Genomic DNA, 23,435 nt, shown 5'->3' with positions numbered 1-23,435 from the left:
TCCATTTCTGCATTTCCGAACATGTAGCTTTGCCAAAAACTGCAGCGGCAACGGAGGGTGAGGACAGGAAGCGGGTTTACTCTTGCCCGGTCACGCTGAGAACCAGTGAAAACGGCCGTTGTAACGCCAGCGACGCGCGGAGGTGGAGGGTCACTGGTTCGCCTGGCTGGGTGAGGACAACGGCCGTTAACGCACCGTCGAAGTTAGCGCAAGCCCGCTGCCAGGGGTCTTCGCTGTCCAGGTGCAAGCAGTAAAGACGGATGTCGTCGGGGCTTTCGTCGGCGACGGTAAGACGCAGGCGGGCGCGGCCATCGGCCAGCGTCGCCAGCCATTCCACCTGCTGAATCCGGGCGGCGGCGTGGCCTATGGTCAACGGCAGGTCTACCTCCCACGCATCGCCTGGCTGATGGGATGCCCACTCTAGTGGCAAAATAATCTGGCGATAGAGATTGGAGAGGTCAATGGTTAGCGTGGCGGTCACAACCTCGGCGTCGGGCGCGACTGGTTCCCATTGGTTATACATCGTTTGTCGCAAACCGCCGGATTGCGAATCAAAAACAGCGAATCCTCCTGGTGGCCAACGGACGGTATCGCGCGTCCCTGGTCATCTATGAGCGAATCGGGAAACGTGGCGTAGGTCAGAGCCTGCTGCGGCGGAAAGGCGCTGGGGTCCATGCCCCATGTTGGCGATACCTGCGCCAACGTGCCGATGGTCGCGCCGGATGGGGTGAAGATCGCCGCGACGACTGTCACCATCACCCCCAACTGCGCGTCTGCGGCCAACGGCCGTTCCGTGTAAGACAGCCCTCTCAATCGACGATCCCATTGCACGTTGACCGCGCCTTCCTCCTCCAAAATGCGCAAAATCCTGTACTGGTCCAGGTCGCGGTCGCTCCATCGCTCCGATGAATGCGCCAGGCTGAAACGGCCGTCTAACGTCCACTCATCGCCGGAACACGGGTCTACAAACCGGCCGACGCTTTCCGCCCAGGTGAAGCGGCAGGCATCCAGGCCAATATCGGGGCGGTAATCAGGCGACGTCGCGGCAAAGGCTATCAGTTGGCCGGCCGGAGTATGGACCAACCAAAAATCTCCCTCGGTTATGAAATAGGGCGTTTCGCCAGGGGGATAGTCGGCCAGGGACAAGAGCATGGACGAGACGGGGGCGGTCAGGAAACGGCCGTTTTCCACTCTGCCGCTTTCTCCCGCCTCAGTCAGGGGTAAGGAAAATTCAAAGCAGGCCACGCCGCGGTCGTGAATCAGCCGCCCGGCAAATTGATAGCCTTCAACCGAGGGCCAATTCCGGAAATCCAATCGGGCCTGGAAACGGCCGTCTGCCCCAACGGCTGTGTCAGGCTGGGTTTCCTGCCGCCAGCTTCCCGTCGCTGCTTGGGCCGTGAGCAGGAGTAACGGCCGTTCGCCGGGTTGCAATCCTGCTACTTCAAACGCGCCGTGCAGGTCGCCAGCGCGGCGGATGTGGATGCGCATCTCGTCGGGCAGCGGGGTGCAAACGGCCGTTGTCGGCGTTGGTTCCGGGGTGATAATCTCAACGGGCACTTCGATGATGGGGGGAACGGCCGTTGTGCCGATTGCAGTTGGCTCATTGCTTTGCGCGCAGGCAACCAGAGCAGCCGCCAGCCACAAGATGAATCCTGACAGAAATCTGGGCATCATCTGTTTCCTCCACAAAAGAGCGCGTTCAAGGCGCAAAAGTCAACCATAGGGGAAAAGCCTTCATTGGATCCTCCGCGATCATTGCCCTGGTTCGGGCAACGTCACAGGCCAGACCCAGAGAGAGTTATCCACGCCCAAGGCCGCCAGCCAATCGTGAGTAAAAACGCCAAACGACTGCCCGTCCATCACAAAACCGGCATGGGGAGTCAGCGGCATCCGCAGATAGTCGAACATAGCGGCATAGTGGTCGCTGTTGGATTGGGCGATGAAGGTAGTAGGCCAGGGCCGTGCAGGTGCGTTACGACTTGTCAGGAGACATTATAAACGATGCGTTGGCAAAAAAGGCGCGCAAATACGCAGATTCCCGGTGCAATTAAGAGTCTGCCTCTATGCCCGCGGCCACGTCCCACAATTTAACTGCCCCATCAAAACCAATCACCGCCGCCTGTTCGGGCCAGGTTAGCGCCCCCAGTTGTGCCCAGGAAACGGCCGTCCCGCGCCAGGGAGACGAACAGATCGCCGTCGGTCAGCCAGACCAGGGTGAGCCAGACACGACAGGCTCTTTGCACAGGTGGCACAAATAGCCAAAGTTTACTACTATTAAGATCAACAACATCCTATCCAAGAGTACAAGACTCCGTGCAAGTCTTGTCGGGTTCGTTTGTTCATTATTCAACCGATCGGTCCACCAGCTAACAAACCAGCAACAGACTACCCGTTACACTACAGGAGCAAGTAAACATGCGTATTGCCATACCCCAAGACAGCGAGCGTTTTGGCGCTGTTCTCATTCACAGCGTCCAGCAGGTATGGGAACTGGATGCCAGCCTCAAACAAAAAAAGGCAATCCACACTGAGTCAGACCTTATTCGCCGCATTTCCTACGAAGAGCTTCACGACATTGAACAGCAAATGGCTATCGTTGTGCCGATGCAGGGCGAGCGGATCAAACTGGTGGAAGGCGTTTTGTGCGGCATCCCCAACCACTGCCTGGTGATCATCGCCTCCAACAGCCCCCGCCACCCGGTTGATCGTTTCGCTTTGGAGCAAGAAGCCTTTGCCCGCTTTTCCCAATTCACCAACAAGCAAATCATCGTCGTCCATCAGAAAGACCGGGCCGTTGCCGAAGCCTTTCGCTGCGTCGGCTATGACGCCATTTTAGACCCAGACACCGGCCTGGTGCGCAGCGGCAAAGCGGAAGGCATGATTATGGCGACGATGCTGGCCCGGCTGGCCGGCCGTAAATATATCGGCTTTGTAGACGCTGATAATTACTTCCCCGGCGCCGTGTTGGAATATGTGCATGAATATGCCGCTGGTTTTGTCATGAGCAAATCCCGCTACGCCATGACGCGCATCGCCTGGCACAGCAAGCCCAAAATCGTCGCCGACGCCCTGTTTTTTGCCAAATGGGGCCGCACGTCACGCAATACCAATCAATTGCTGAACAATTTGCTGGCCGAATACACCGGCTTTGAGACAGAAATCATCCGCACCGGCAATGCGGGTGAACACGCTCTGACGATGGATCTGGCAATGCAGTTACGTTATTCCGCCGGTTACTCCATTGAGCCTTATCACTTTATCAATCTGTTTGAGCAGTTTGGCGGCCTTCAGGGCACCACCCTACGCAAAAATCTCATACAGGAACACGTCGAAATCTTCCAGATTGCTTCGCGTAATCCACACATGCACGACAGCGACAAGGGTGAGGAGCATATCGAGGATATGACCTATGCCGCCATGCAGGTGATCTACCATTCGCCTATCTGCCCGCAAAAGCTGAAGAAAGAGCTGCTGGACAAGATGCGAGCCTACAAATTATTGGGCGAAGCTGAAGAGCCGACCGATACAACCTATTATCCACCGCTGTGGCAGATAGACCTGGCTACCTTCCACAAGGCCCTGGCCGAACGGCGTTATGCCGCCATGCTCGTCCCCGTCAGAGAGCATAAATCGCTGCCCAAGATCAGGCCCGCTTTAGCAGAAAATCACTGAGTTCCGACCGGACCGGACGAGTTTTCAAGCGTCTATCCTCACTTAAAGGAGTACCTATGGCTGAACCAACGACCATCCATTTGATCACCCATAACCATTGGGATCGGGAGTGGATTTTTACCGCGCGTTATGCCAATCGCTGGCTGCCCGCCTTTTTCCACAACTTGCTGGCCAGGCTAGAAGCCGAACCAGACTATCGTTTTGTGCTGGATGGGCAAACGCTGATCATTGAAGATTACTTGGCGCAGCTACCGCCCGACGAGGCGGCGGTTCGCGCGCGCGATATTCGCCACTTTGCCCAACGGGGACAACTGCAAATTGGCCCGGCTTATTTACAGCCCGATTGGAGCCTGGTGAGCGGTGAAGCGTTGGTGCGCAATCTGCTCATCGGCGACAAAATGGCGCGCAGTTTTGGCCCGGTGATGAAGGCGGGCTGGCTGCTCGACAACTTCGGCCAGATTGCCCAGGCGCCGCAGATTTTTCGCGGCTTTGGCATTGAGGGGGCGTTTGTCTGGCGCGGGGTGGAGATGCCGGCCGACGAGCTGAAGACGGAATTCTGGTGGGAAGCGCCGGATGGATCGCGCATTTTAGGGGTGTATCTGCTGGATAGTTACCGCAATGCGATGGCGCTGGGGCTGACGCGGGAGATTGCCGGAGAGCGTATTGTGAGCCATGCGAAGCTGCTGCGTCATTTTGCCACCACGCCCAATGTGTTGCTGATGAATGGTTATGAACAAGTGCCGGAGCCTGATGACGTGCTGCCTATTCTGGCGGAGGTGAATACGAAGATTGGGCCAGAGATGACGGCCGTGCAAACCACCCCACCCGACTATCTGCAAACCATTCGCCAGCACCATCCCGATTTGCCCACCCTGCGGGGTTATTTCTACAGCGGCCGTTATGCCCCCATTCTCAAAGGCGTCTACTCCAGTCGCAGCTATCTTAACCAACAAAACAACAACTGCCAGCGGGAATTAGAGCGCTGGGCGGAAAAGTTTAACGCCTTTGCCTGGGCCTACGGCTTCGACTATCCTCAAGAGCGCTTTGAGCAGGCGTGGAAGATGCTGCTGCTCAATCACACCCACGACGACCTGTGCGGCTGCTGTATTGACCCGATTGCCCAGGACATGCAGGCACGCTTTACCGAAGTCAACCGCATGGCGCAGGTGATGTCGTCCGAAAGTTTGCGGGCGATTGTGCAGGCGGTGGATACGTCGGCGGGGGAAGGGGAAACGGCCGTTACCATCTTCAACCCCTCCTCCCGCCCCCGCCGCGAAATCGTTGGCCTGACGCTGGAACTGCCTGAGGAGCTAGACAGCTTCCACATCCGCGACAGCCAGGGCCAGGTCATCCCTTATCAGCTTGTCAGCCGCATCGGCCGCAAAGTGGATCTGTATTTGTGGACGCCCACCGCAATTCCGGCCGTTGGCTACCGCACGTATTATGTGGTGCCTGGCGGGCGCGAAGCCACCGCCCACCTCCACGCCGGCGCCTCCACCGCCGACAACAGTCTGGAAAATGACTATTTGCGCGTCTGGATCAACCCCGACGGCACGCTCACCATCCATGAAAAAGTTCACGACGACCGGTATGAAAACCTGGCTTACTTTGAAGATGGCGGCGACAGCGGCGATACCTACGATTATTCCCATCCGGCGCAAGACCAGCTCCTCACCAGTCGCAACAAAAAAGCGACCATTAGCCTGGAACTGGCCGGGCCGCTGCTGGTCCGTTTTCGCATCGAACTCCAGTTGAAGCTGCCCCGCGGCCTGACAGCCGACCGCCAAATGCGCAGCAGCAAGACCAGCCCTCTGACCATTATCTCCTTTGTGGAGCTGGCAGCGAACGCCGGGCATGTGGAAATCAAAACGGCCGTTCACAACTGCGTCAAAGACCACCGCCTGCGCGTCATCTTCCCCAGCGGCATCCAGACCGATCACTCGCTGTCAGGCATGCCCTTCGACGTGGCCCGCTTCCCCATCCTGGAGCAAACAAACCACGACGTACCAGCCGCTTTACACGGCCTGATGTTGGCCGGGCGCTACACAACTCCTGTGCAGACCCGTCCCTTCCAGAATTTCATTACCCTGGCCGGCGAGAGGCGCAGCCTGAGCATTTTCAGCCGTGGCCTGAGCGAATATGAAATCATTCCAGAGCAAAACGGCATTGCCCTGACCCTGCTGCGCGGCGTTGGTTGGCTGGCGCGGCCCGATCTGCTCACCCGCGAAGGCGACGTGGGGCCGCACATCTTCACGCCAGAGGCGCAATGTCTGGGCACGCAAACATTTGAATATGCCATCTATCCGCACGGCGCGGACCTGGCTGCGGCCAATCCCTACTTTGAATCGGACCGGCACACGTTGAAATTTCGCGCCGTACAGAGTGATCGTCATCCCGGCCTGCTGCCGGAGGCGTTCTCCTTTTTTAGTTGGCTGGCGGAGGAGCCGTTTGGCGCGTTTAAGTTGACGGCGCTCAAGCAATCGGAAGACGGCCGTGATCTCATCATTCGTTTCTATAATATTTTGGACCAACCCGCCTCTGGCATATTAAAACTGGGCGCCGCGGTAACGGCCGTCTGGCGCACCAATCTCAACGAAGAAAACGAAACCATACTGCCGCTGCACGAGGGCGCCATTCCCGTGCAGGCGCGGGGCAAAGAGATTGTCACCATTCGCGCCCGGCTGGTGGCCGACCGCCTGATTGGCGATTTCAGCCATCATGTCACCCGCGTGCTGCCCCTGCTGACCCCCTTGACCGGGTTGGAAAGCGGGCCAACGCGCAAACTCCCCCCCTTGCTCACCGAAGAAGAAGTCGCCGCCGAGGAACGGCGGGCCGAACAGTTGGGGTTGGCGCTGCAAGCCATCCGCAGCGAAGCCTACATTTTGCAAGAACAACTGGCGCAGCGCGCCCCCGATGTGCCGCAACTGACGCTGCTGCACCGGCTGAAAGGGCGGGAGGCGACACTGGCCCGCCACTACGACGAGGCGCAAATCTCGGCTCTGCTGAACCGGCAACTGCTGGTAACGCGCCAGGTGGAAAAGGGGCTGACGCGCATTGGCGAATCGCTCAACTGGGCGCGCACGCGCAAGCGGGTAAGCGAATTCCTGATCCATTACTACGAAGGGTTGGCGTAGGGAGTGTTGACCGCACGCACAGCTATGTCTCAACTGATCATCTTTACGGACATTGACGGCACACTCATTGATCTGACGACCTATTCGTTTGCCGAGGCCGCGCCGGCAGTTACGGCCGTTCTCGCCCGGCACATCCCCCTCATCCTCTGTTCCTCCAAAACCCGCGCCGAGCAGGTACACCTGCGGCGCGCCCTGGGCATTGACGATCCGTTTATTGTCGAAAATGGCAGCGCCATCTTTATCCCACCGGAGCTGCTGCCCTTTGAATTTGCCCATCGGCTGATAGGCGACTGGCAGGTGATTGAGTTGGGTGTTACGGCCGTTACCATTCAGGCGGCGTTAACGGCCGTGCGCCACGAAACCGGGCTGGTCTTCCAGGGCTTCGCCGACCTCAGCGGCGCTGAGGTCGCCACCATCACCGGATTGGACGAAGCCGCCGCACTCCGCGCCCAACAGCGCGAGTACAGCGAGACCATTGTCACGCCGCTGGCTGCGCCAGAGCTGGCGCAGTTGGTAACGGCCCTGGCGGCCAAAGGGCTGACCATCGTTTCCGGGGGCAAGTTCCACACTGTAACCGGGGCAGGCAGTGATAAGGGCACGGCCGTTACCCATCTGACCGCCCTCTATCGGCAGAAGTTCGGCCACGTCACGACCATCGGCCTGGGAGACAGCGCCAACGACCGGCCATTGTTAACGGCCGTAGACCGACCCTACCTGGTGCAAAAACCGGGCGGCTTATGGCAAGAGATGGATGTGCCGGGATTGGAGCGGGTAACGGCCGTAGGGCCACGGGGTTGGCGGCTGGTCGTTGAGGGCAGCGGGCAGGCGTTCAGGTAAACGGCCGTATTGGTGTATAACGTGTTTACCCCTCATATGCCCGTTGTAATCCTTCGATCTCTATTTTTTTCATTTGCAGCATGGCTTCCATAACCCGGCGTGATTTTTCCGGATCGGGGTCGTTCATCAATTCACCCAGGGCGGCGGGGACAATTTGCCAGGAGACGCCATACTTGTCTTTAAGCCAGCCGCATTGTTCGGCTTCGGGATGGGCGGAGAGGGCGTACCAGAAATGGTCAACCTCTTCTTGCGTGTCGCAATCCACGTAAAAGGATATGGCCTCGTTGAAGGTAAACGGGTGAGCCTGGCCGCCGTCCATGGCCAGGAAGGGTTGGCTGTGCAGGGTAAAGGCGGCTTGCTTGACAGCGCCTTCGACGCTGCCCGGTTCGCCAGCCTCAAAGCGGACGAGATGGCTGATTCCGGCGTTTTCAAAGAGAGTGGTGTAGTCGTTAACGGCCGTTTCCGCCCGCCCGTTCTGCTCGCCGACAAATAGCAAAAATGGGGTGAGTTTGGGTTCGCTTTGGCCCAGATTCAACTGCCACGACAGGCCGTATTTATCTTGGACCCAGCCAAACTTGGAGCTGAATGGATAAGTTTGCAGGGGCATGAGCGCTGTTCCGCCCGCCGACAAAGCGCCCCACAGGGTATCAATTTCGGTTTCGGTATCACAATTGACGAAGAAAGAAATGGCCGGGGTGAATTTGAATAGGGGGCCGCCGTCAATAGCCATGAACTGATAACCGGCCAGCTCAAAAACGGCGTGAATTACCTTGCCCTCCATGCCGGCCAGTGGCCCTTCTGCAAACCCTTCCGGGTAACGGTTGATCGCCGCGATCCGGCCGTCATTGAAGAGGGAGGTGTACAGGTTCATGGCTTCTTCAGCCTGACTGTCAAACCAGAGATAAGGGGTGATTTTTTGCTTATAATTGTTCATTTTTTCCTCCATTATTTAGCAAATGATAAACCTTTGGCGGCTAGAGCCTGACGAAGCAGACCGACCGCTTTGGGACCGACGCCGTGCAGCTTCAGAATTTCTGTCTCGCTGACCTGGGCGAGCTGCTCAAGCCGATTGTAGCCAGTGACGGCCAGCGCTTGTTCGGCCGGTTTGCCTATGCCGGTCGGCAGTTCATTTTCCGCTTCATTGACCGCTTCGTAGCGCAGCAATACGACGCCGCTGTGAAACGGCCGTGTTTCCACCAACCGCAAACGCGCCACACTATCCACACCTAAAAACATCGGCTTGCCCCTGCCCGCCACAACCGGATTGACGTACAGCCAATACTCGTCAATCAGGCCAAGCCGGTGGAAAGTGGCGGCCAGCTCTGCCCCGCCCACGGAGAGGTTTTGTCTTGATTGGGTTTTCAACCGCCTGATTTCATGGGGAACGACTTCCCTGCTCAGTTGGCTGTTCCATTCGACCTTATCCAGAGTTTTGGAAAACACGATCTTGGGTTTAGCGTTCCAGATACGGCCGTATGCCACCTCAGCATCCGAGGCTGATGGATTCTGCTCCACTGTAGGCCAGTAAGCGGCCATAGTCTCGTAGAGGTGACGGCCGTACAGCAGCATCTCCATCTCGCTTTCCAGGTCGTTGAAGTGCCGGTGTAATTCCTCGTCAATAACGTGCCAATCCAATTCGCCATCCGGTCCTGATATAAAACCATCCAGCGATACCATCATTGCGTAAATCAGTGTACCCATCTTATTCCTCTCCTACTCTAAATATCGGTCTCATCTTCTGTTTCCGGAATGTAGGGCGCTTTGCCGCCAATATCGCCTACGAAAGAGGGCAGACCGGTGTGACCCAACAGTTGGCGAATGGCCTGGGATTCGCCTGTGTGATACCAGTAATGGTAGGTCGTCCGGCGTAGGCGCGTGCCGATGCTCTCTTTATAAGGTTCATAGGGTTTGATGCGCTTGAGGGTGTGGGTTTCCAATTGGGCCGTGTCGAGGGTGTCCAGCCAGGTATCGGCCGTTTGTGTCACCAGCCGCCAGGCGGCCCACATCTCATCCAGCGGCGGGGCGCTGGCCGGTTGGCCGCTGGCGCAGGCGTTCACTTCGGGCGCCGGCGTTATACCTTGCGCATGGGTGAGCCAGTATAGCTGCTCCTGCCAGGCCAAATGACCAATGATCCAACTAATGCAGTTGATTGGCTCAAAGCGGCGTATGGCTTCCTCGGGGGTAACATTTTTCAGGGCGCGTTGAAATTCGCCGCGAGTGAAACGTAGTTGTACTACTAATGGGTGGGGCATCTTTTCCTCGCTTGGATAAGCCGAAATTGAAAGGGGTTGTCAAAGATTTTGCAGTTGCAATGAGTCGAATTAACGGGGATTTGCGGAGGAGTTTGGGAGATTGTCTGGGGTGATTTCCGCTGTACGATTATGCCTCCTTTAATCGCGTTTCAACTCATAATTGAGGACAACAATTCCGCAGTCAAAGGCCACGGATTTTACTAATTTCAGATTTTGCCTGCTGTCAAGCTGCTGGAAAATGGGCAATCCATTGCCAATGGCCGCCGGGTTTACAAATAGATGATACTCGTCAATCAGCCCATGTTTGATGAGAGCCGAAACAAAAGTCGCCCCGCCAAAGGCGCAGATGTCCTGGCCCTCTTGTTGTTTCAGCCTGGTGATTTCTTCAACCAGGTCGCCGTTGGCTACGGCCGTGTTTTCCCACTTAGACTGCTCAACTGTTTTGGAAAAAACAACTTTGGGCGTATCGGTAAATTTCTTGCCTGATTCAACTTCGGGATTACCGGGATCGGCGGCTACGTCTGCCCAATAAGGAATAAAGCCTTCGGCCAGCTTTCGGCCCAACACAATGGTGTCCACAGACTCTAAAATGGCGTCAACATGGTTATTGATGTCGTCTGTCCAGGGTAAAGTCACCCAATCCATTTCACCATTGGGGCCGCCAATGTAGCCGTCAGCGGTCATTTGTACTTGAAGTTTTAATTTTCTCATGCTTTTGTTTGCCTTCCTTATGAACTTGTCTATTCATTGCTGATCTACAGCGCTGAAGCCGTCTGGCTATTGCCCATATTCGTAATTGACCATCCATTGGATGCCAAATTTGTCGGTCAGCGTGCCAAAAAGGGCGTTCCAAAAAGTCTTTTCCAGGGGCATGGTCACTTCGCCGCCGGCTGATAACTCGTTGAATATCCTGAGCGCTTCTTCTTCGCTGGCGGGAGCGATGGAAATGGAGAACACGTCACCGACAACGGCCGTTTCCGCTCCGGCCGGTCTATCGCTGCCCATTAAGGTAGCTCCCTGGCCAATGGGCAGACGAATGTGCATGATCTTGTTGGCGTCGGTTGCGGCGAAGGCGTGGTTGGAATCCTCAGTCCCGTTTTCACCCCCGGGCATGTCGCTGTAGCGGCTTAGCGCGGAAAAGCCGCCGCCAAATACCGCTTTGTAGAAATTAAACGCCTCTTCACAGTTGCCGGAGAAACTTAAATACAGGTCTATAACAGCCATTTTTGCCTCCTAAAAGACACGCTTGCAGCCCAAGAAAGAACTTTTGTTCTAAACTATAACTCCCTTTGCGTCAAAAAACAAAAAGCCAGCCCAGCCTATCAAAAATTCGGCTTGACATTTCGTCAAATTTTATTTACTATTTAGCTAATTAGTTAATCACGAGGTGTTCGGACTGTGAACGATCCACTTAGCCTGACCTTTGCCGCTCTGGCAGACCCAACCCGCCGGGCTATGCTGGCGCGGCTTGCGCAGGGGCCGGCAACAGTGAAGGAGCTTGCCGAGCCGTTTGCGCTCAGTATGCCGGCCATCTCCAAACACCTGAAAGTGCTGGAACATGCCGGATTGATCGAACGCGGGCGTGAAGCCCAGTGGCGGCCCGCCCAATTGAAAGCCAAGCCGTTGAAAGACGCTTCCGAATGGCTGGAGCATTATCGCGAGAATTGGGAAGAAAACTTCGACCGCCTGGAAGCTTATTTGCGCCAGCTTCAAGAAGACCTGCGGTGAGAGTCACTTCCGCAAGTGACTCTCACCGCAAAAGGAAAATGAGATGACATCAAAAACAGTGGCCGATCGGGAAATTGTCGTCACGCGACTGATTGACGCCCCACGCGAACTCGTCTTCGCGGCGTTTACGGAGCAAGAGCATATTGAACAATGGTGGGCGCCAAAAGGCGCTGCCACACACGAGATGGATGTGAAACCCGGCGGCGTCTGGCGTTATAGCCAGCCTGTTCACAATGGCTCCTCAATGCCCTTCAAAGTCAGGTTCATCGAGCTAGACAAGCCAACGCGGCTTGTCTACGAGTATGGCGCTGACGGGGCCAACGTCCCTGAGCCTGTGCGCACCACCATTACCTTTGCGGAAGAGGATGGGAAAACCAAAATCACCTTGCAGCTGCTGTTTGCAACGGCCGTTGAGCGCAAACAGGCAGTGAAGTACGGCGCCATTGTCGGGGCCATGCAGGCCCTGGAAACCCTCGCCGATTATCTGGCCACGATATGAGTGAGGCAACAATGGCTGAAGACCCAAAGCAAGAATTTATCGAGATCCGCGGCGCGCGCGAAAACAATCTCAAAAACGTCACGCTGCGTATTCCCAAACGCCAGATCACCATCTTCACCGGCGTGTCCGGCTCCGGCAAATCATCCCTCATCTTCGACACCATTGCTGCCGAAGCGCAGCGCCAGCTGTACGAGAACTTCAGCATGATGGTGCGCACCTTCCTGCCTCGCTACTCCCGGCCAGACGCCGATTCGATCCGAAATCTGGGCATGGCCATCGTCGTGGACCAAAAGCGACTGGGCGGCGGTTCGCATTCCACCATGGGTACCATTACCGATACCTATACCCTGCTGCGCCAGTTGTTCGCACTGATGGGCGACCCCTTCGTCGGCTATGCCAATGTCTTCTCTTTCAACGAACCCATCGGCATGTGCCCGGAATGCAATGGACTGGGCCGCAAGCTGCAACCCATCGTGGCAAAATTCTACGATCCATCCAAATCGTTAAACGGAGGGGCGCTCCAGGGGCCGATCTTCGACGACACCATATACCCAACCAGCGGCTTCTTCGACAACGACAAGAAGCTGGCTGAGTTCACCGAGGAAGAAATGGCGCTGCTTCTCTACGGCGGGGAGCAAAAGTTCGACTATGACGGCATGAACCGCACCTACCGCGGCGTGATCGCCAATTTCACCCGCGCCTACATCGAGCGCGACCTGAAAACGCGCTCCGAGAAAACGCAAGAGAAGATCAGGCAATACCTCACCGAAGGCCCTTGCCCTGCCTGCAAGGGCGCACGTCTAAACAAGGCTGTGCTGAGCTGCCAGATCAACGGCCGTAACATCGCCGAGCTTTCTTCAATGGAAGTGGGTGATCTGATCGCGGTGATCAAAGAGATCAAAGATGAACGGGCCAAGGAGATTGTGGAAGACCTGGTGCGCCGGCTGCAAAACCTGATTGATATCGGCCTGGATTATTTGACGCTCAACCGCGAGACCGATACCCTCTCCGGCGGCGAAGGGCAGCGCGTCAAGTTGGTCAAACACCTGGGCAGCAGCCTGATTGATGTGATGTACATCTTCGACGAGCCTAGCGTGGGCTTGCACCCGCGCGACATCCACCAACTCAATGAAATGCTGCAAAAACTGCGTGACATGGGCAACACGGTGTTGGTTGTCGAGCACGACCCGGATGTGATCAAGGTGGCCGACCACATTGTAGACCTCGGCCCGCACGCCGGCGCGGGGGGCGGCGAGATCGTCTATGAAGGCAGCTATGACGGTTTGCTGAAGGCCGATACGCTGACCGGCAATTCCATGAAAGAGGCGATGCCCATCAAGGATACGTGCCGCCAGGCCAAAGAGCATTTGCAGTTGAGCCAGGTGAGCATCAACAACCTGAAGAACGTGAGCGTGAACATCCCGGTGGGTGTGCTGACGCTGGTGACTGGCGTCGCCGGTTCCGGCAAGAGTTCGCTGATTGGCGAGGCATTTGTGGCGCAGTTCCCCGATGCCATCGTGGTTGACCAATCGGCGGTAGGTACGAATCCACGCTCCAACCCGGCCACTTACACCGGCATCATGGACGATATGCGCCAGGCCTTCGCCCAGGCCAATAAGGTGAACGCCGGCTTGTTCAGTTTCAACTCGAAGGGAGCGTGCGAGAATTGTAATGGCCTGGGCGTGGTGTACACCGATCTCTCCTTCTTTGAAAGCGTGAAATCCCCTTGCGAGGTGTGCGGCGGCAAGCGCTTCAAAGACGAGGTGCTGGATTACAAGCTGGACGGCAAATCTATCGTTGATGTGTTGGAGATGACCGTCAGGCAGGCGCTGGAATTTTTCACCATCCCGGAGATTATCCGTAAGCTGCAAACGATGAGCGACGTCGGCCTGGACTACCTGACCCTCGGCCAGCCGCTCAACACACTCTCCGGCGGCGAGTGCCAGCGCATCAAGCTGGCCAGCCAACTGCATAAGGAAGGCAGCATCTACGTGATGGACGAGCCGACTACCGGCTTGCACAAGTCGGACACGGCCCACTTGCTGGCGGTCATGAACAAGCTGGTGGACGACGGCAACACGGTGATTGTGATTGAGCATAACATGGACGTGGTACGCAATGCCGATTGGATCATTGACCTGGGGCCGGAAGGCGGCAGCAAGGGTGGACAGGTGATGTTTGAAGGCACGCCGACTGACTTGAAGACGGCCACACAGTCGCTCACAAGCCAGTATGTATGATGATTGGGAGGGAGAGATAGTGGGGGGGAAACTGCCGTTTTCCTACCGTTTTGCCGGACGACTTAAACGCGCCACGAAACCGCACGACTATGTTCGTCGCAGCCATCTGCTGGCGTTTAACGCAGGTTGCGCCAGCCACGCTTCCTTGTCGCTGTTGCCTGCTCGTGGGCGTCTTCAATGTGCCACAAAGGAGAATAAGCTGGCGTAGGGTGTTCATTGTTTGCCCGGCGCGCCGCCGCTGGTTACAATCGCCAGCAGTAGTCGGCGAGCTTAAAAACCTGGACCTGGCTGCTGCCCGGCAGCGCAGTGATGTGACTCACTCCCAAGAGTGCGTCGCGCCGGACATGGGTGAGTTGGCGGTGGAGCAACTGGTCCCCAAAATTGGGAAATAATCATGAACAAATTTGTCATCGAGGGCGGATTTCCCCTGCAAGGAACCATCACCGTTAGCGGCAATAAAAACGCGGCGCTGAAGCTGCTGCCCGCTTGCATTTTAACGGATGAGCCAGTAGTGCTGCACAATATCCCGGATATTCAGGATGTGCGCAATACGATTCTGATCTTGCGTGACCTGGGCGTGGAGGTGACAGAATTGTCGCCGGGAAGCTGGCGGGTTCACGCGCAGCGCATCCACAAGACAGAACTGGACAGTTTGCTGGCCGGCCGCACACGGGCGTCGTTTGTGTTTTCTGGGCCGATGGTGGCGCGTATGGGCGAGGTGGTGCTGCCGCTGCCGGGCGGGGACGTGATTGGCGGACGGCCGTTAGACACCCTGATTTGTGGCCTGGAAGCGCTGGGCACGCGGGTGGAGCTGGTAGACCGGGGCATCTTTCGTATGAAGGCGGACAGGCTGGCCGGCGCCGGCTATTACCTGCAAGCCGAAGCGAGCGTGACGGCGACAGAGAATACGGTGATGACGGCCGTTGTCTCCCCCGGCCAAACCATCATAGACAACGCCGCTTGCGAACCCCACGTGCGCGACCTGTGCCACTTTCTTAACCAGATGGGGGCGCACATTGAAGGCATCGGCACCAACCGGTTGACCATTGAAGGTGTGGAACGCTTAAGCGGCACGGAATACACCATCGGCGCGGATTTTATGGAAGTGGGCAGTTTTATTGGCGCAGCGGCCGTCACCGGCGGCGAAATCCGCATCAAAAACGCCGACCCCCAGGTCCTGGGCATGATCCGGCTGGTGTATGAAAAGCTGGGCGTCGTTTGGGAAGTGGACGGGCAAGACGTGTTTGTGCCCGCCGACCAGCCTTTACGCATCGCCTCGGCGCTGGGCGGGCGTATTTTGCAGATTAAACCACTGCCCTGGCCTGGCTTCCCGGCCGACCTGATGAGTATCGCCGTCGTCATCGCTACCCAGGCGCAGGGTTCGGTGCTGCTGCACGATTGGATGTATGAGAGCCGCTTCTTCTTTGTGGATAACCTGACTTTTATGGGCGCGCGCGTGGTGATTTGTGATCCGCATCGCGTGATTATTGAGGGGCCAAGCCAACTGCACGCCAGCCCGCAAGGTGTGCCCAGCCCAGACATTCGCGCCGGCATGGCGCTGGTGTTGGCCGCTTTGTGCGCCGAAGGAACCAGCGTCATCCACAACATCGGCCAAATTGATCGCGGCTATGAGCGCATTGAGCAAAAATTGAAGACGCTCGGCGCGCATATTCAGCGGGTCGAGTAGCCACTGAACGCCTACGTTTGTTATGCCATTGGCTGACGCTGTGGTACGGCCGTTTTACCCATCCTCCTCCCTGGGCTATAATCCCCTAACTGGAGTTTAAGATTGATCTAACAGCCGTAAACCGAAGTCCGCAAGCCGTTTCTCGTTGGCATTTGCCAGAAACCCCACCTGCGGATTACCGAATACGGAATACGGATTACCGAATACGTGACCCAGTCTAGAGATTAGACCAATCCACCAGCCAACCCTGGCAGTTACTTAGAAAGGAGAAAGAAGATGCCCACAGCGCTCATCACAGGCATTACCGGTCAGGATGGTTCATACCTGGCCGAATTATTATTAAACAAAGGCTATACCGTCGTCGGCATGGTGCGCCGTACCAGCACCGTTAATTTCCACCGTGTTCAGCACATTCAGGACAAAATCACCCTGGTCCCCGGTGATCTGGGGGACCAGATTTCCCTCATTCACATTTTGGAAGAATACAAGCCGGACGAGGTGTACAACCTGGCGGCGCAATCTTTTGTGCAGACCTCCTGGAACCAACCCGTCTTTACCGGTGATGTGACCGGTCTGGGCGTGACGCGGGTGTTAGACGCCATCCGCATCGTGAACCCCCAAATTCGTTTTTACCAGGCCAGTTCCAGCGAAATGTTCGGCAAAGTCGTTGAAGTGCCGCAGCGCGAGACGACGCCCTTTTATCCGCGCAGTCCATATGGCGTGGCCAAGGTGTACGGCCACTGGATCACCATCAACTACCGCGAAAGTTATGATTTACACGCCACCTCCGGCATTTTGTTTAACCACGAATCGCCGCGCCGCGGCCTGGAATTTGTCACTCGCAAAATCACCAACCATGTCGCCCAGATCAAATTGGGGTTGGCCCATGAGCTGCGCCTGGGCAATCTGGATGCCCGCCGCGATTGGGGCTTCGCCGGCGATTATGTGCAGGCGATGTGGCTGATGTTGCAGCAGGACAAACCAGATGATTATGTGGTGGCTACCGGCGAAACCCACTCGGTGGAAGAATTCTTGCAGGAAGCCTTTGGTTATGTGGACCTGGATTGGCGTAGGTATGTGGTGCAAGACGAGCGTTTTATGCGGCCGGCCGAGGTAGATTTGCTGGTGGGTGATCCAGACAAGGCGGGGCGCAAGTTGGGTTGGGAACCCACCGTGACCTTCTCCGAGCTGGTCCGTATGATGGTTAAGGCCGACCTGGACATGATTCGTGATGGACAGACGGCGATGTAGGGGAGACAGGGAGACAGGGAGAGAGGGAGACAGGGAAATCGCTCCTGGTTCTGTAATCTGTAATCCGCAATCCGCAATTTCAGGAGGGTGTTTATGACGATTCAATTTGGCACGGATGGTTGGCGGGCGCGTATTGGTGATGACTATACATTTGCCAATGTGCGCCGCTGCGCGCAGGGGTTTGCCACTTTTTTGCAGCAAAACGGCCGTGCCCCCCAGGGCATCGTCATCGGCCACGACAAACGGTTTCAGGCGGAATATTTCGCTCAGGCGGCGGCCGAAGTGATTGCCGCCAATGGCATTCATGTCTGGCTGACGGATGGGCCGACGCCGACCCCGGCCATCTCTTACGCTGTGGTGGATAAACAGGCGGGTGGCGCGGTGAACATCACCGCCAGCCACAATCCGTTTTGGGACTGCGGCTTTAAGGTGCGCGACCCGCAAGGTGGGGCGATTGCTCCGGCGGACCTGAAGAAGATTGAGGGGCTGATACCGCCGAGTACGGCCGTTTCCAATCCAAAATTCGACGACGCGGTCAGTGATGGCCTCATCACCCTGTTCGACGCCGGTCTGGCCTACGAGGCCCAACTGCACCGCCTGATAGACGTAGAACCCATCAAACGGGCTGGCTTCAACGTGGCCTACGACGCCATGTGGGGCAACGGCGCCGGCTGGCTGCCCCGCCTGCTTTCCCCCGGCGACACGCAAATCCACGAAATTCACAACCAGCGCAACCCCATCTACCCCCACATGACCCGCCCCGAACCCATCCCGCCTAACGTGGATCACGGCCTGGCCTACGCCCGCGACATCCTCGCCGATGTCACCGTCATCAACGACGGCGACGCCGACCGGGTGGGCTTTGGCGACGAAAACGGCGCGTTTATGGACCAACTGCGCGTTTATGGGCTGATGGGCTATTACTTCCTGGAACTGCGCGGTGAGCGTGGCCCCATCGTCAAAACCATTTCCACCACCAAAATGCTGAACAAACTGGCCCATCTCTATGGCGTGCCGGTGCATGAAACCGGCGTCGGCTTCAAATACATCGCCCCCAAAATGATCGAAGTAGACGCCATGATCGGCGGCGAGGAGAGCGGCGGCTACGCCTTTCGCGGCCACGTGCCGGAGCGTGATGGCATTCTGGCGGCGCTGTACTTCTTGGACATGATGGTGCGCACGGGCAAAAAACCGTCTGAACTGCTGGACACGCTGTTTGGTCTGGTGGGGCCACATTATTACGACCGTATAGACAGCACCTTCGCCGCCGAGCGTCGGGCAGAAATCCTGGCTCGCGTAGACGCCGCCCGCCCGGCGACCATCGGCGGGCTAAAGGTGACGGATATTGTGACGGTGGACGGCCACCAATTCATCATGGAAGACGGCGGCTGGCTGCTGGTGCGCTTTAGCGGCACGGAACCGGTGCTGCGCGTCTACTGCGAGACCACCCACCAGGAGCGTGTGCCGGATATTTTGCAAGATGGCCTGCGGCTGGCCGGATTAAAAAGCTAGTACAACTTGACGTAAGTCTTTAGCATATTTTTCCCTCTCCCCAGCCCTCTCCCAGTGGGAGAGGGAGCGGGTTTCCCCTCCCAGTGGGAGAGGATTAAGGGGAGGGATTTATCCGATCAAGATTTAAGCATCGGTGTACTAGCTTTTGTTCAGGAGGAGAAGGATGGAAAAGGCGTTTCAGGATTTTTACCCGGATGATTTAAGCTACTGTTATGGGTGCGGCCGGTTGAATCCCGATGGGTTGCAGATAAAGACTTATTGGGAAGGGGACGAGTCGGTGACGCTGTACCGGCCACGGCCGTATCACATGGCGATTCCCGGGTTTGTCTATGGCGGTCTAATTGCTTCGCTAATTGACTGCCACGGTACCGGCACGGCCGCTGCCGCCGCTTATCGCGCCGAAGGGCGGGCGATGGATTCCGAACCGGCGCTGCGTTTCCTCACCGCATCGCTGCATGTGGATTACCTGAAACCGACGCCGCTGGACGCCGTTTTAGAAGTTCGCGGCCGGGTGAAAGAGGTGAAAGGGCGCAAAGTGATCGTCACCTCAACCCTCAGCGCCGATGGCGTGGAATGCGCCCGCGGCGAAGTGGTGGCCGTGCAAGTTCCGGCCGAGTTTTTGACAGTTTATCGCCAGAGCAGCGCAGGCTCGGCCGATTGATTATGCTGATTGATACTCACTGCCACCTGGATATGCGCCAGTTTGATGGCGACCGCACGGCCGTATTACAACGGGCGGCGGCCGCGGGGGTGGCAGCCATCATTGTGCCGGCGATTGATTGGCAGAATGTGACGGCCGTTACCGACCTGGCTCAAACCCATCACAGCCTGTTTGCCGCCGTTGGCATCCATCCCAATTCCAGCGCCGGGTGGACGGCCGTTTGGCTGGAAACGGTTCGCGCCGCCGCCGCGCTGCCCAAAGTGGTAGCCATCGGGGAAATTGGGCTGGATTATCATTGGGACGATGCGCCCAAACCGGTGCAGCATGAAGCCTTCGCCCAGCAGTTGGCCCTGGCCGCCGCGTTGAACCTGCCGGTCATTATCCACAACCGCGAAGCCAGCGCCGACGTGCTGCGTCTGCTGGCCGCTTCGCCGTTGGCCGGACGAGAAAATCCCGGCGTGCTGCACTCTTTTTCCGGCGATTGGGCGATGGCGCAGGCGGCGCTGGACATGGGCTTTTATCTTGGTTTTACCGGCCCGGTGACGTTTAAAAAGGCCGACGACCTGCGCGAGATTGTGCGCCAAACGCCGCTGGAGCGCATTCTCATCGAGACCGACGCGCCCTATTTAGCGCCAGAACCTTACCGGGGTAAGCGCAATGAATCGGCTTACGTGGCTTTGGTGGCGGCGCGCATTGCCGAGGTGAAGGGGGTGGACACGGCCGTTATCGCCCAACAGACCAGCGCCAATGCCGGCCGCCTGTTTCGCTTACCTGCACCCGCATGAACCAACCGCCCGATTTGTCCATCATCATTGTCAATTGGAATGTGCGGGAGCTGCTGCGCGACTGCCTGAATTCGATTGATAGCCGGCGCGGCGGCATGGCGCTGGAAGTGATTGTCGTAGACAGCGCCTCGTCCGATGGCAGCGCGGCCATGCTGGCGGCCGATTTTCCCTGGGTGACGCTGATCGCCTGCGACGAGAACGTCGGTTTTCCACGCGGCAACAATTTGGGCATTGCCAAAGCGAACGGCCGTTATATACTTCTTCTCAATCCTGATACGGCCGTTGTGGATGATGCGCTGACAACTTTGTTCACTTACCTGCAAGGCCAGCCCGACGTGGGCATTGTTGGGGCGCAGTTATTAAATGGCGATGGGTCGGTGCAGTCGTCGCGGCGGCGTTTTCCAACTCTGGCGACCGCCTTTTTTGAAAGCACCTGGTTGCAGCCGTTGGCTCCGCCGCGTTTATTGGCGCGCTACTACGTCCGCGACCTGCCCGATGACCAGACGGCCGACGTGGATTGGGTAACAGGGGCGTGCATGATGGCCCCGCGCACGGCCGTAGAGGCCATCGGCGGTCTGGATGAAGCCTATTTCATGTATTCGGAAGAGCTAGACTGGTGCCGCCGTTTTAAGGACGCCGGTTGGCGGGTGGTTTATCTGCCAACGGCGCAAATCATTCATTATGAAGGCAAAAGCAGCGAGCAGGCGGTGGTCGCCCGGCACATCAACTTTCAGCGGGCCAAACTGCGCTATTTCCGAAAGTACCATAGCCGCCTGGCGGCCGGTTTGTTACGCTCGTTCTTATTGTTAAATTATTTGGCGCAGCTTGTCGTGGAAGCGGTGAAGGGATTGTTGGGCCATAAACGGCCGTTACGCCGCCAGCGTGTTAGGGCCTATTGGGCCGTTCTCCGCTCCGGTTTGCGCCCGGCTGGTTATTGATTCAGGAATCATTGAAACCTCTGCGGTCTCCAAAACCGCAGAGCCTGGCAAAAGAAGAGATGAGGTGTCGGATGAAGTCAAAAAAAGTCACTGTTGAAATCCCCGAAAGTATCTATGACGATTTGCGGCAGATTGCCCAGGCGTCTACCTGGTCGCTGGAAGATGTTTTGCTGCAAACTGTCAAAGCTGGCCTGCCGCCGTCTCTGAGCAAAGTGCCAGAGGCGTTTCATGCCGAGCTGCTGGCCCTGAACGGGCTGGGCGATATGGACCTGATGCGTGTGGCCGACGGTCATTGGCCGGAACCGCAAAAGCAAGACCTGATCCACCAGAAGGCGGATTTTGTCACGCTGCGTCGCACGTATGCCCTGTCTCTGCTGCGTTGGCGCGGCCACCCCGTGCCCGGCGCATATGATTCATACATTGCCTGATGGGGAAGTGGGTTGGATGGTTGACACAACAAACGAATCAACTGCTCAACCAACCACCTGATCATGAAAATCGGTCTGGTCACGGGCGAGTATCCGCCAATGGAGGGGGGCGTGGGGGCCTTCACCCAGGCGCTGGCGCAGGCGTTGGCTGAATTGGGCCATACGGTGCATATCATCACCGACCGGCGGGCACGGCCGTTTGCCGCCCACCGCCGTTGGCAAGATTTGCTGGAGCCGGTGGACCTGGGTTTCGCCCAACTGCATCCCAACGTAAAAAAATGGCGCTGGACGGCCATAGCCCAAATAGCTGATGTGGCCTTGCGCTACGACCTGGACGTGGTGAACGTGCAGTATCAGGCGGCCGCCTACGACATGCGCAGTCCGGCCATCAGCCTGCTCCCCTGGCGGCTGAAAGGGCTGACCAAAACGGCCGTTACCTTCCACGATTTGCGTGTCCCTTACCTGTTCCCCAAAGCGGGGCGGCTGCGGCAAACGGCCGTTACGACAATGGCAAAACAGGCCCACGGCGCCATCGTCACCAACCAGGCCGATTACGACGCGCTGACGGCCGTCACGCGCACCCCCGTGCGGCAAATCCCCATCGGCAGTAACATCACCACCTACACCCCCCATCCTAGCGAAATCGAAGAAGCCCGCAGCTTGTTGGGTCTAGGCGGCGGCGATTTTTTGTTGGGTTATTTTGGCTTTCTGAACGAGAGCAAAGGGGCCGACACGCTGCTATACGCCCTGGCCACCCTGGACCAACACGCCCACCTGGTATTCATCGGCGGGCAAACCGGCAGCAGCGACCCGACCAACAACCAATCTTTTCTGGAGCAGCTCAAAGCGTTGATTGGCGAATTGGGCCTGGACAGGCGCGTCCATTGGACCGGTTTTGTGCCCGACCAGCGGGTGTCCACTTTTCTGCACGCCGCCGATTTGCTGGTGATGCCTTATCGGGATGGTGTGTCGCTGCGGCGGGGGACGTTGATGGCCGTGTTGGCCCATGGACGGCCGTTACTCACCACCACGCCCCCCATCTTCACGCCGGAGCTGGTTCATGGGGCCAACGTGTGGTTGGTCTCGCCGGACGATGTGGCCGGTCTGGCAGCGGCCGTGCGTATCCTGGCTGCCAACCCGGCCTTGCGCGCCACGTTGGGTCAGGGTGCAGCCCAGGCAGCCAGCCTGTTTACCTGGGACAAGATTGCGGCGGAGACGGCCGTTTTCCTGGCCGGGTTATAACACGTTGGAGCGCGGGCTTCTCGCCCGCGCTCCATGCCCTACTCCTTCTTGGCAAAATCCAGCGACGCCGAATTAATGCAGTAACGCAGACCGGTCGGCTGCGGACCATCCTCAAAAACGTGGCCCAAATGCGCGCCACAGCGGTGGCATACCACTTCCGTCCGCACCATAAAATGACTGCGGTCCTTCTCTTCGCCCACCAATTCTTCATCCAGCGGCTGCCAGAAGCTGGGCCAGCCAGAACCAGAATCATATTTATGCTCCGAGCTAAACAGTTCCGCGCCACAGCCAACGCACTTATAAACCCCTTCTTCCTTGTTGTGATAATAGGCCCCGGTAAACGCCCGCTCTGTCCCCTTTTGCCGGACAATACGGTACTGTTCTGGCGTTAACTGCGCCCGCCACTCCTGATCTGTCTTCTGAATCTTTTCCATTTTGTTTACCTCCAAATGACATTTTCCGCCTACAATACGCGCCCAATCTTGGATTTTAATAAATATCAGCGATGTATTAAGCGCTTACTCATGCTGATCCGGCCCGATGCTCGCAGTTTATTGACCAGCGGTTTT

25 protein-coding genes are annotated in these 23,435 nt (G+C 57.4%); 15 read left to right on the top strand and 10 right to left on the bottom strand.

The window, feature by feature from the left end:
* Positions 1 to 76 precede the first annotated feature (76 nt).
* The 4 genes from IPM39_24575 to IPM39_24560 all read right to left on the bottom strand — a co-directional run bounded on the left by IPM39_24575 (position 77) and on the right by IPM39_24560 (position 2,243).
* Positions 77 to 523, bottom strand: a complete 447-nt coding sequence (locus tag IPM39_24575; GenBank protein ID MBK8989200.1) for a hypothetical protein — start codon at positions 521 to 523, stop codon at positions 77 to 79.
* Complete coding sequence (locus IPM39_24570; protein MBK8989199.1) at positions 478 to 1,674, bottom strand: hypothetical protein; 1,197 nt, start codon at positions 1,672 to 1,674, stop codon at positions 478 to 480. Before IPM39_24570 ends, IPM39_24575 begins: the two co-directional genes overlap by 46 nt.
* A 78-nt stretch (positions 1,675 to 1,752) precedes the next feature.
* Entirely contained in the window at positions 1,753 to 1,908 is a 156-nt protein-coding gene (locus IPM39_24565) for a hypothetical protein (protein MBK8989198.1), read from the bottom strand.
* Positions 1,909 to 2,099: 191 nt separating this feature from the next.
* The gene (locus IPM39_24560) at positions 2,100 to 2,243 is read right to left on the bottom strand and encodes a hypothetical protein (GenBank protein ID MBK8989197.1); all 144 of its coding nucleotides are present in this window, start codon (positions 2,241 to 2,243) and stop codon (positions 2,100 to 2,102) included.
* Between the two features lie 172 nt (positions 2,244 to 2,415).
* On the opposite strand from IPM39_24560, the gene IPM39_24555 reads away from it, so the two are divergent.
* From IPM39_24555 to IPM39_24545, 3 genes are read left to right on the top strand one after another with little or no spacing between them, the layout of a single operon-like run.
* Positions 2,416 to 3,672, top strand: coding sequence for a mannosyl-3-phosphoglycerate synthase (locus IPM39_24555; protein MBK8989196.1), 1,257 nt, complete (start codon positions 2,416 to 2,418; stop codon positions 3,670 to 3,672).
* Between the two features lie 56 nt (positions 3,673 to 3,728).
* Positions 3,729 to 6,806 carry a hypothetical protein gene (locus tag IPM39_24550; GenBank protein MBK8989195.1) on the top strand — a complete coding sequence of 1,026 codons (3,078 nt, stop codon included), beginning with the start codon at positions 3,729 to 3,731 and terminating at the stop codon, positions 6,804 to 6,806.
* Between the two features lie 24 nt (positions 6,807 to 6,830).
* Entirely contained in the window at positions 6,831 to 7,643 is an 813-nt protein-coding gene (locus tag IPM39_24545) for an HAD-IIB family hydrolase (protein MBK8989194.1), read from the top strand.
* Positions 7,644 to 7,668: 25 nt separating this feature from the next.
* On the opposite strand, the gene IPM39_24540 is transcribed toward IPM39_24545, so the two are convergent.
* The 5 genes from IPM39_24540 to IPM39_24520 form a co-directional block, all read right to left on the bottom strand.
* Complete coding sequence (locus IPM39_24540; protein ID MBK8989193.1) at positions 7,669 to 8,577, bottom strand: VOC family protein; 909 nt, start codon at positions 8,575 to 8,577, stop codon at positions 7,669 to 7,671.
* An 11-nt stretch (positions 8,578 to 8,588) separates the two neighbouring features.
* Entirely contained in the window at positions 8,589 to 9,344 is a 756-nt protein-coding gene (locus IPM39_24535) for a dihydrofolate reductase family protein (GenBank protein ID MBK8989192.1), read from the bottom strand.
* Positions 9,345 to 9,361: 17 nt separating this feature from the next.
* Positions 9,362 to 9,895 (bottom strand): DinB family protein, encoded by a 534-nt coding sequence (locus IPM39_24530; GenBank protein MBK8989191.1) that lies wholly within the window; start codon positions 9,893 to 9,895, stop codon positions 9,362 to 9,364.
* Between the two features lie 138 nt (positions 9,896 to 10,033).
* Positions 10,034 to 10,606, bottom strand: a complete 573-nt coding sequence (locus IPM39_24525; GenBank protein ID MBK8989190.1) for a dihydrofolate reductase family protein — start codon at positions 10,604 to 10,606, stop codon at positions 10,034 to 10,036.
* 66 nt (positions 10,607 to 10,672) lie between these two features.
* Positions 10,673 to 11,119, bottom strand: a complete 447-nt coding sequence (locus IPM39_24520; protein MBK8989189.1) for a VOC family protein — start codon at positions 11,117 to 11,119, stop codon at positions 10,673 to 10,675.
* A 174-nt stretch (positions 11,120 to 11,293) separates the two neighbouring features.
* On the opposite strand from IPM39_24520, the gene IPM39_24515 reads away from it, so the two are divergent.
* The 12 genes from IPM39_24515 to IPM39_24460 all read left to right on the top strand — a co-directional run bounded on the left by IPM39_24515 (position 11,294) and on the right by IPM39_24460 (position 22,866).
* Complete coding sequence (locus IPM39_24515) at positions 11,294 to 11,623, top strand: winged helix-turn-helix transcriptional regulator (protein ID MBK8989188.1); 330 nt, start codon at positions 11,294 to 11,296, stop codon at positions 11,621 to 11,623.
* 43 nt (positions 11,624 to 11,666) lie between these two features.
* Positions 11,667 to 12,122 carry an SRPBCC domain-containing protein gene (locus IPM39_24510; protein MBK8989187.1) on the top strand — a complete coding sequence of 152 codons (456 nt, stop codon included), beginning with the start codon at positions 11,667 to 11,669 and terminating at the stop codon, positions 12,120 to 12,122.
* An 11-nt stretch (positions 12,123 to 12,133) separates the two neighbouring features.
* Positions 12,134 to 14,362: an excinuclease ABC subunit UvrA gene (locus IPM39_24505; protein MBK8989186.1), complete on the top strand. Its 2,229-nt coding sequence runs from the start codon at positions 12,134 to 12,136 to the stop codon at positions 14,360 to 14,362.
* Positions 14,363 to 14,571: 209 nt separating this feature from the next.
* The gene (locus IPM39_24500) at positions 14,572 to 14,754 is read left to right on the top strand and encodes a hypothetical protein (protein ID MBK8989185.1); all 183 of its coding nucleotides are present in this window, start codon (positions 14,572 to 14,574) and stop codon (positions 14,752 to 14,754) included.
* A gap of 2 nt (positions 14,755 to 14,756) precedes the next feature.
* Complete coding sequence (murA, locus tag IPM39_24495) at positions 14,757 to 16,049, top strand: UDP-N-acetylglucosamine 1-carboxyvinyltransferase (GenBank protein ID MBK8989184.1); 1,293 nt, start codon at positions 14,757 to 14,759, stop codon at positions 16,047 to 16,049.
* Between the two features lie 276 nt (positions 16,050 to 16,325).
* Positions 16,326 to 17,300: a GDP-mannose 4,6-dehydratase gene (gmd, locus tag IPM39_24490; GenBank protein MBK8989183.1), complete on the top strand. Its 975-nt coding sequence runs from the start codon at positions 16,326 to 16,328 to the stop codon at positions 17,298 to 17,300.
* Positions 17,301 to 17,387: 87 nt separating this feature from the next.
* Positions 17,388 to 18,812, top strand: a complete 1,425-nt coding sequence (locus IPM39_24485; GenBank protein ID MBK8989182.1) for a phosphoglucomutase/phosphomannomutase family protein — start codon at positions 17,388 to 17,390, stop codon at positions 18,810 to 18,812.
* Between the two features lie 163 nt (positions 18,813 to 18,975).
* The gene (locus tag IPM39_24480) at positions 18,976 to 19,473 is read left to right on the top strand and encodes a PaaI family thioesterase (GenBank protein ID MBK8989181.1); all 498 of its coding nucleotides are present in this window, start codon (positions 18,976 to 18,978) and stop codon (positions 19,471 to 19,473) included.
* Between the two features lie 2 nt (positions 19,474 to 19,475).
* Positions 19,476 to 20,258 (top strand): TatD family hydrolase, encoded by a 783-nt coding sequence (locus tag IPM39_24475; protein ID MBK8989180.1) that lies wholly within the window; start codon positions 19,476 to 19,478, stop codon positions 20,256 to 20,258.
* Positions 20,255 to 21,196 carry a glycosyltransferase family 2 protein gene (locus IPM39_24470; protein MBK8989179.1) on the top strand — a complete coding sequence of 314 codons (942 nt, stop codon included), beginning with the start codon at positions 20,255 to 20,257 and terminating at the stop codon, positions 21,194 to 21,196. The genes IPM39_24475 and IPM39_24470 overlap by 4 nt, the downstream gene beginning before the upstream one ends.
* A 71-nt stretch (positions 21,197 to 21,267) precedes the next feature.
* A complete protein-coding gene (locus IPM39_24465) occupies positions 21,268 to 21,624 on the top strand; it encodes a hypothetical protein (protein ID MBK8989178.1) in 357 nt (118 codons plus the stop codon).
* Positions 21,625 to 21,687: 63 nt separating this feature from the next.
* Positions 21,688 to 22,866 (top strand): glycosyltransferase family 4 protein, encoded by a 1,179-nt coding sequence (locus IPM39_24460; GenBank protein ID MBK8989177.1) that lies wholly within the window; start codon positions 21,688 to 21,690, stop codon positions 22,864 to 22,866.
* A gap of 38 nt (positions 22,867 to 22,904) precedes the next feature.
* On the opposite strand, the gene msrB is transcribed toward IPM39_24460, so the two are convergent.
* The gene (msrB, locus tag IPM39_24455) at positions 22,905 to 23,300 is read right to left on the bottom strand and encodes a peptide-methionine (R)-S-oxide reductase MsrB (GenBank protein MBK8989176.1); all 396 of its coding nucleotides are present in this window, start codon (positions 23,298 to 23,300) and stop codon (positions 22,905 to 22,907) included.
* Positions 23,301 to 23,435: the final 135 nt, after the last annotated feature.

This window comes from Candidatus Leptovillus gracilis, from assembly GCA_016716065.1.
In the GTDB taxonomy this organism is placed as follows: domain Bacteria; phylum Chloroflexota; class Anaerolineae; order Promineifilales; family Promineifilaceae; genus Leptovillus; species Leptovillus gracilis.
Note: the sequence above shows the minus strand (reverse complement) of the source record. Positions and strands in the feature narration are given on the sequence as shown.

Bases quoted from the DNA above. Each gene is read 5' to 3' on its own strand.
- IPM39_24565 (MBK8989198.1), bottom strand. From the start codon at position 1,908: ATGTTCGACTATCTGCGGATGCCGCTGACTCCCCATGCCGGTTTTGTG.
- IPM39_24525 (MBK8989190.1), bottom strand. From the start codon at position 10,606: ATGAGAAAATTAAAACTTCAAGTACAAATGACCGCTGACGGCTACATT.
- IPM39_24540 (MBK8989193.1), bottom strand. From the start codon at position 8,577: ATGAACAATTATAAGCAAAAAATCACCCCTTATCTCTGGTTTGACAGT.
- murA (MBK8989184.1), top strand. From the start codon at position 14,757: ATGAACAAATTTGTCATCGAGGGCGGATTTCCCCTGCAAGGAACCATC.
- IPM39_24520 (MBK8989189.1), bottom strand. From the start codon at position 11,119: ATGGCTGTTATAGACCTGTATTTAAGTTTCTCCGGCAACTGTGAAGAG.
- IPM39_24470 (MBK8989179.1), top strand. From the start codon at position 20,255: ATGAACCAACCGCCCGATTTGTCCATCATCATTGTCAATTGGAATGTG.
- msrB (MBK8989176.1), bottom strand. From the start codon at position 23,300: ATGGAAAAGATTCAGAAGACAGATCAGGAGTGGCGGGCGCAGTTAACG.
- IPM39_24570 (MBK8989199.1), bottom strand. From the start codon at position 1,674: ATGATGCCCAGATTTCTGTCAGGATTCATCTTGTGGCTGGCGGCTGCT.
- gmd (MBK8989183.1), top strand. From the start codon at position 16,326: ATGCCCACAGCGCTCATCACAGGCATTACCGGTCAGGATGGTTCATAC.
- IPM39_24460 (MBK8989177.1), top strand. From the start codon at position 21,688: ATGAAAATCGGTCTGGTCACGGGCGAGTATCCGCCAATGGAGGGGGGC.
- IPM39_24575 (MBK8989200.1), bottom strand. From the start codon at position 523: ATGTATAACCAATGGGAACCAGTCGCGCCCGACGCCGAGGTTGTGACC.
- IPM39_24510 (MBK8989187.1), top strand. From the start codon at position 11,667: ATGACATCAAAAACAGTGGCCGATCGGGAAATTGTCGTCACGCGACTG.
- IPM39_24475 (MBK8989180.1), top strand. From the start codon at position 19,476: ATGCTGATTGATACTCACTGCCACCTGGATATGCGCCAGTTTGATGGC.
- IPM39_24555 (MBK8989196.1), top strand. From the start codon at position 2,416: ATGCGTATTGCCATACCCCAAGACAGCGAGCGTTTTGGCGCTGTTCTC.
- IPM39_24505 (MBK8989186.1), top strand. From the start codon at position 12,134: ATGGCTGAAGACCCAAAGCAAGAATTTATCGAGATCCGCGGCGCGCGC.
- IPM39_24550 (MBK8989195.1), top strand. From the start codon at position 3,729: ATGGCTGAACCAACGACCATCCATTTGATCACCCATAACCATTGGGAT.
- IPM39_24545 (MBK8989194.1), top strand. From the start codon at position 6,831: ATGTCTCAACTGATCATCTTTACGGACATTGACGGCACACTCATTGAT.
- IPM39_24535 (MBK8989192.1), bottom strand. From the start codon at position 9,344: ATGGGTACACTGATTTACGCAATGATGGTATCGCTGGATGGTTTTATA.
- IPM39_24530 (MBK8989191.1), bottom strand. From the start codon at position 9,895: ATGCCCCACCCATTAGTAGTACAACTACGTTTCACTCGCGGCGAATTT.
- IPM39_24480 (MBK8989181.1), top strand. From the start codon at position 18,976: ATGGAAAAGGCGTTTCAGGATTTTTACCCGGATGATTTAAGCTACTGT.
- IPM39_24465 (MBK8989178.1), top strand. From the start codon at position 21,268: ATGAAGTCAAAAAAAGTCACTGTTGAAATCCCCGAAAGTATCTATGAC.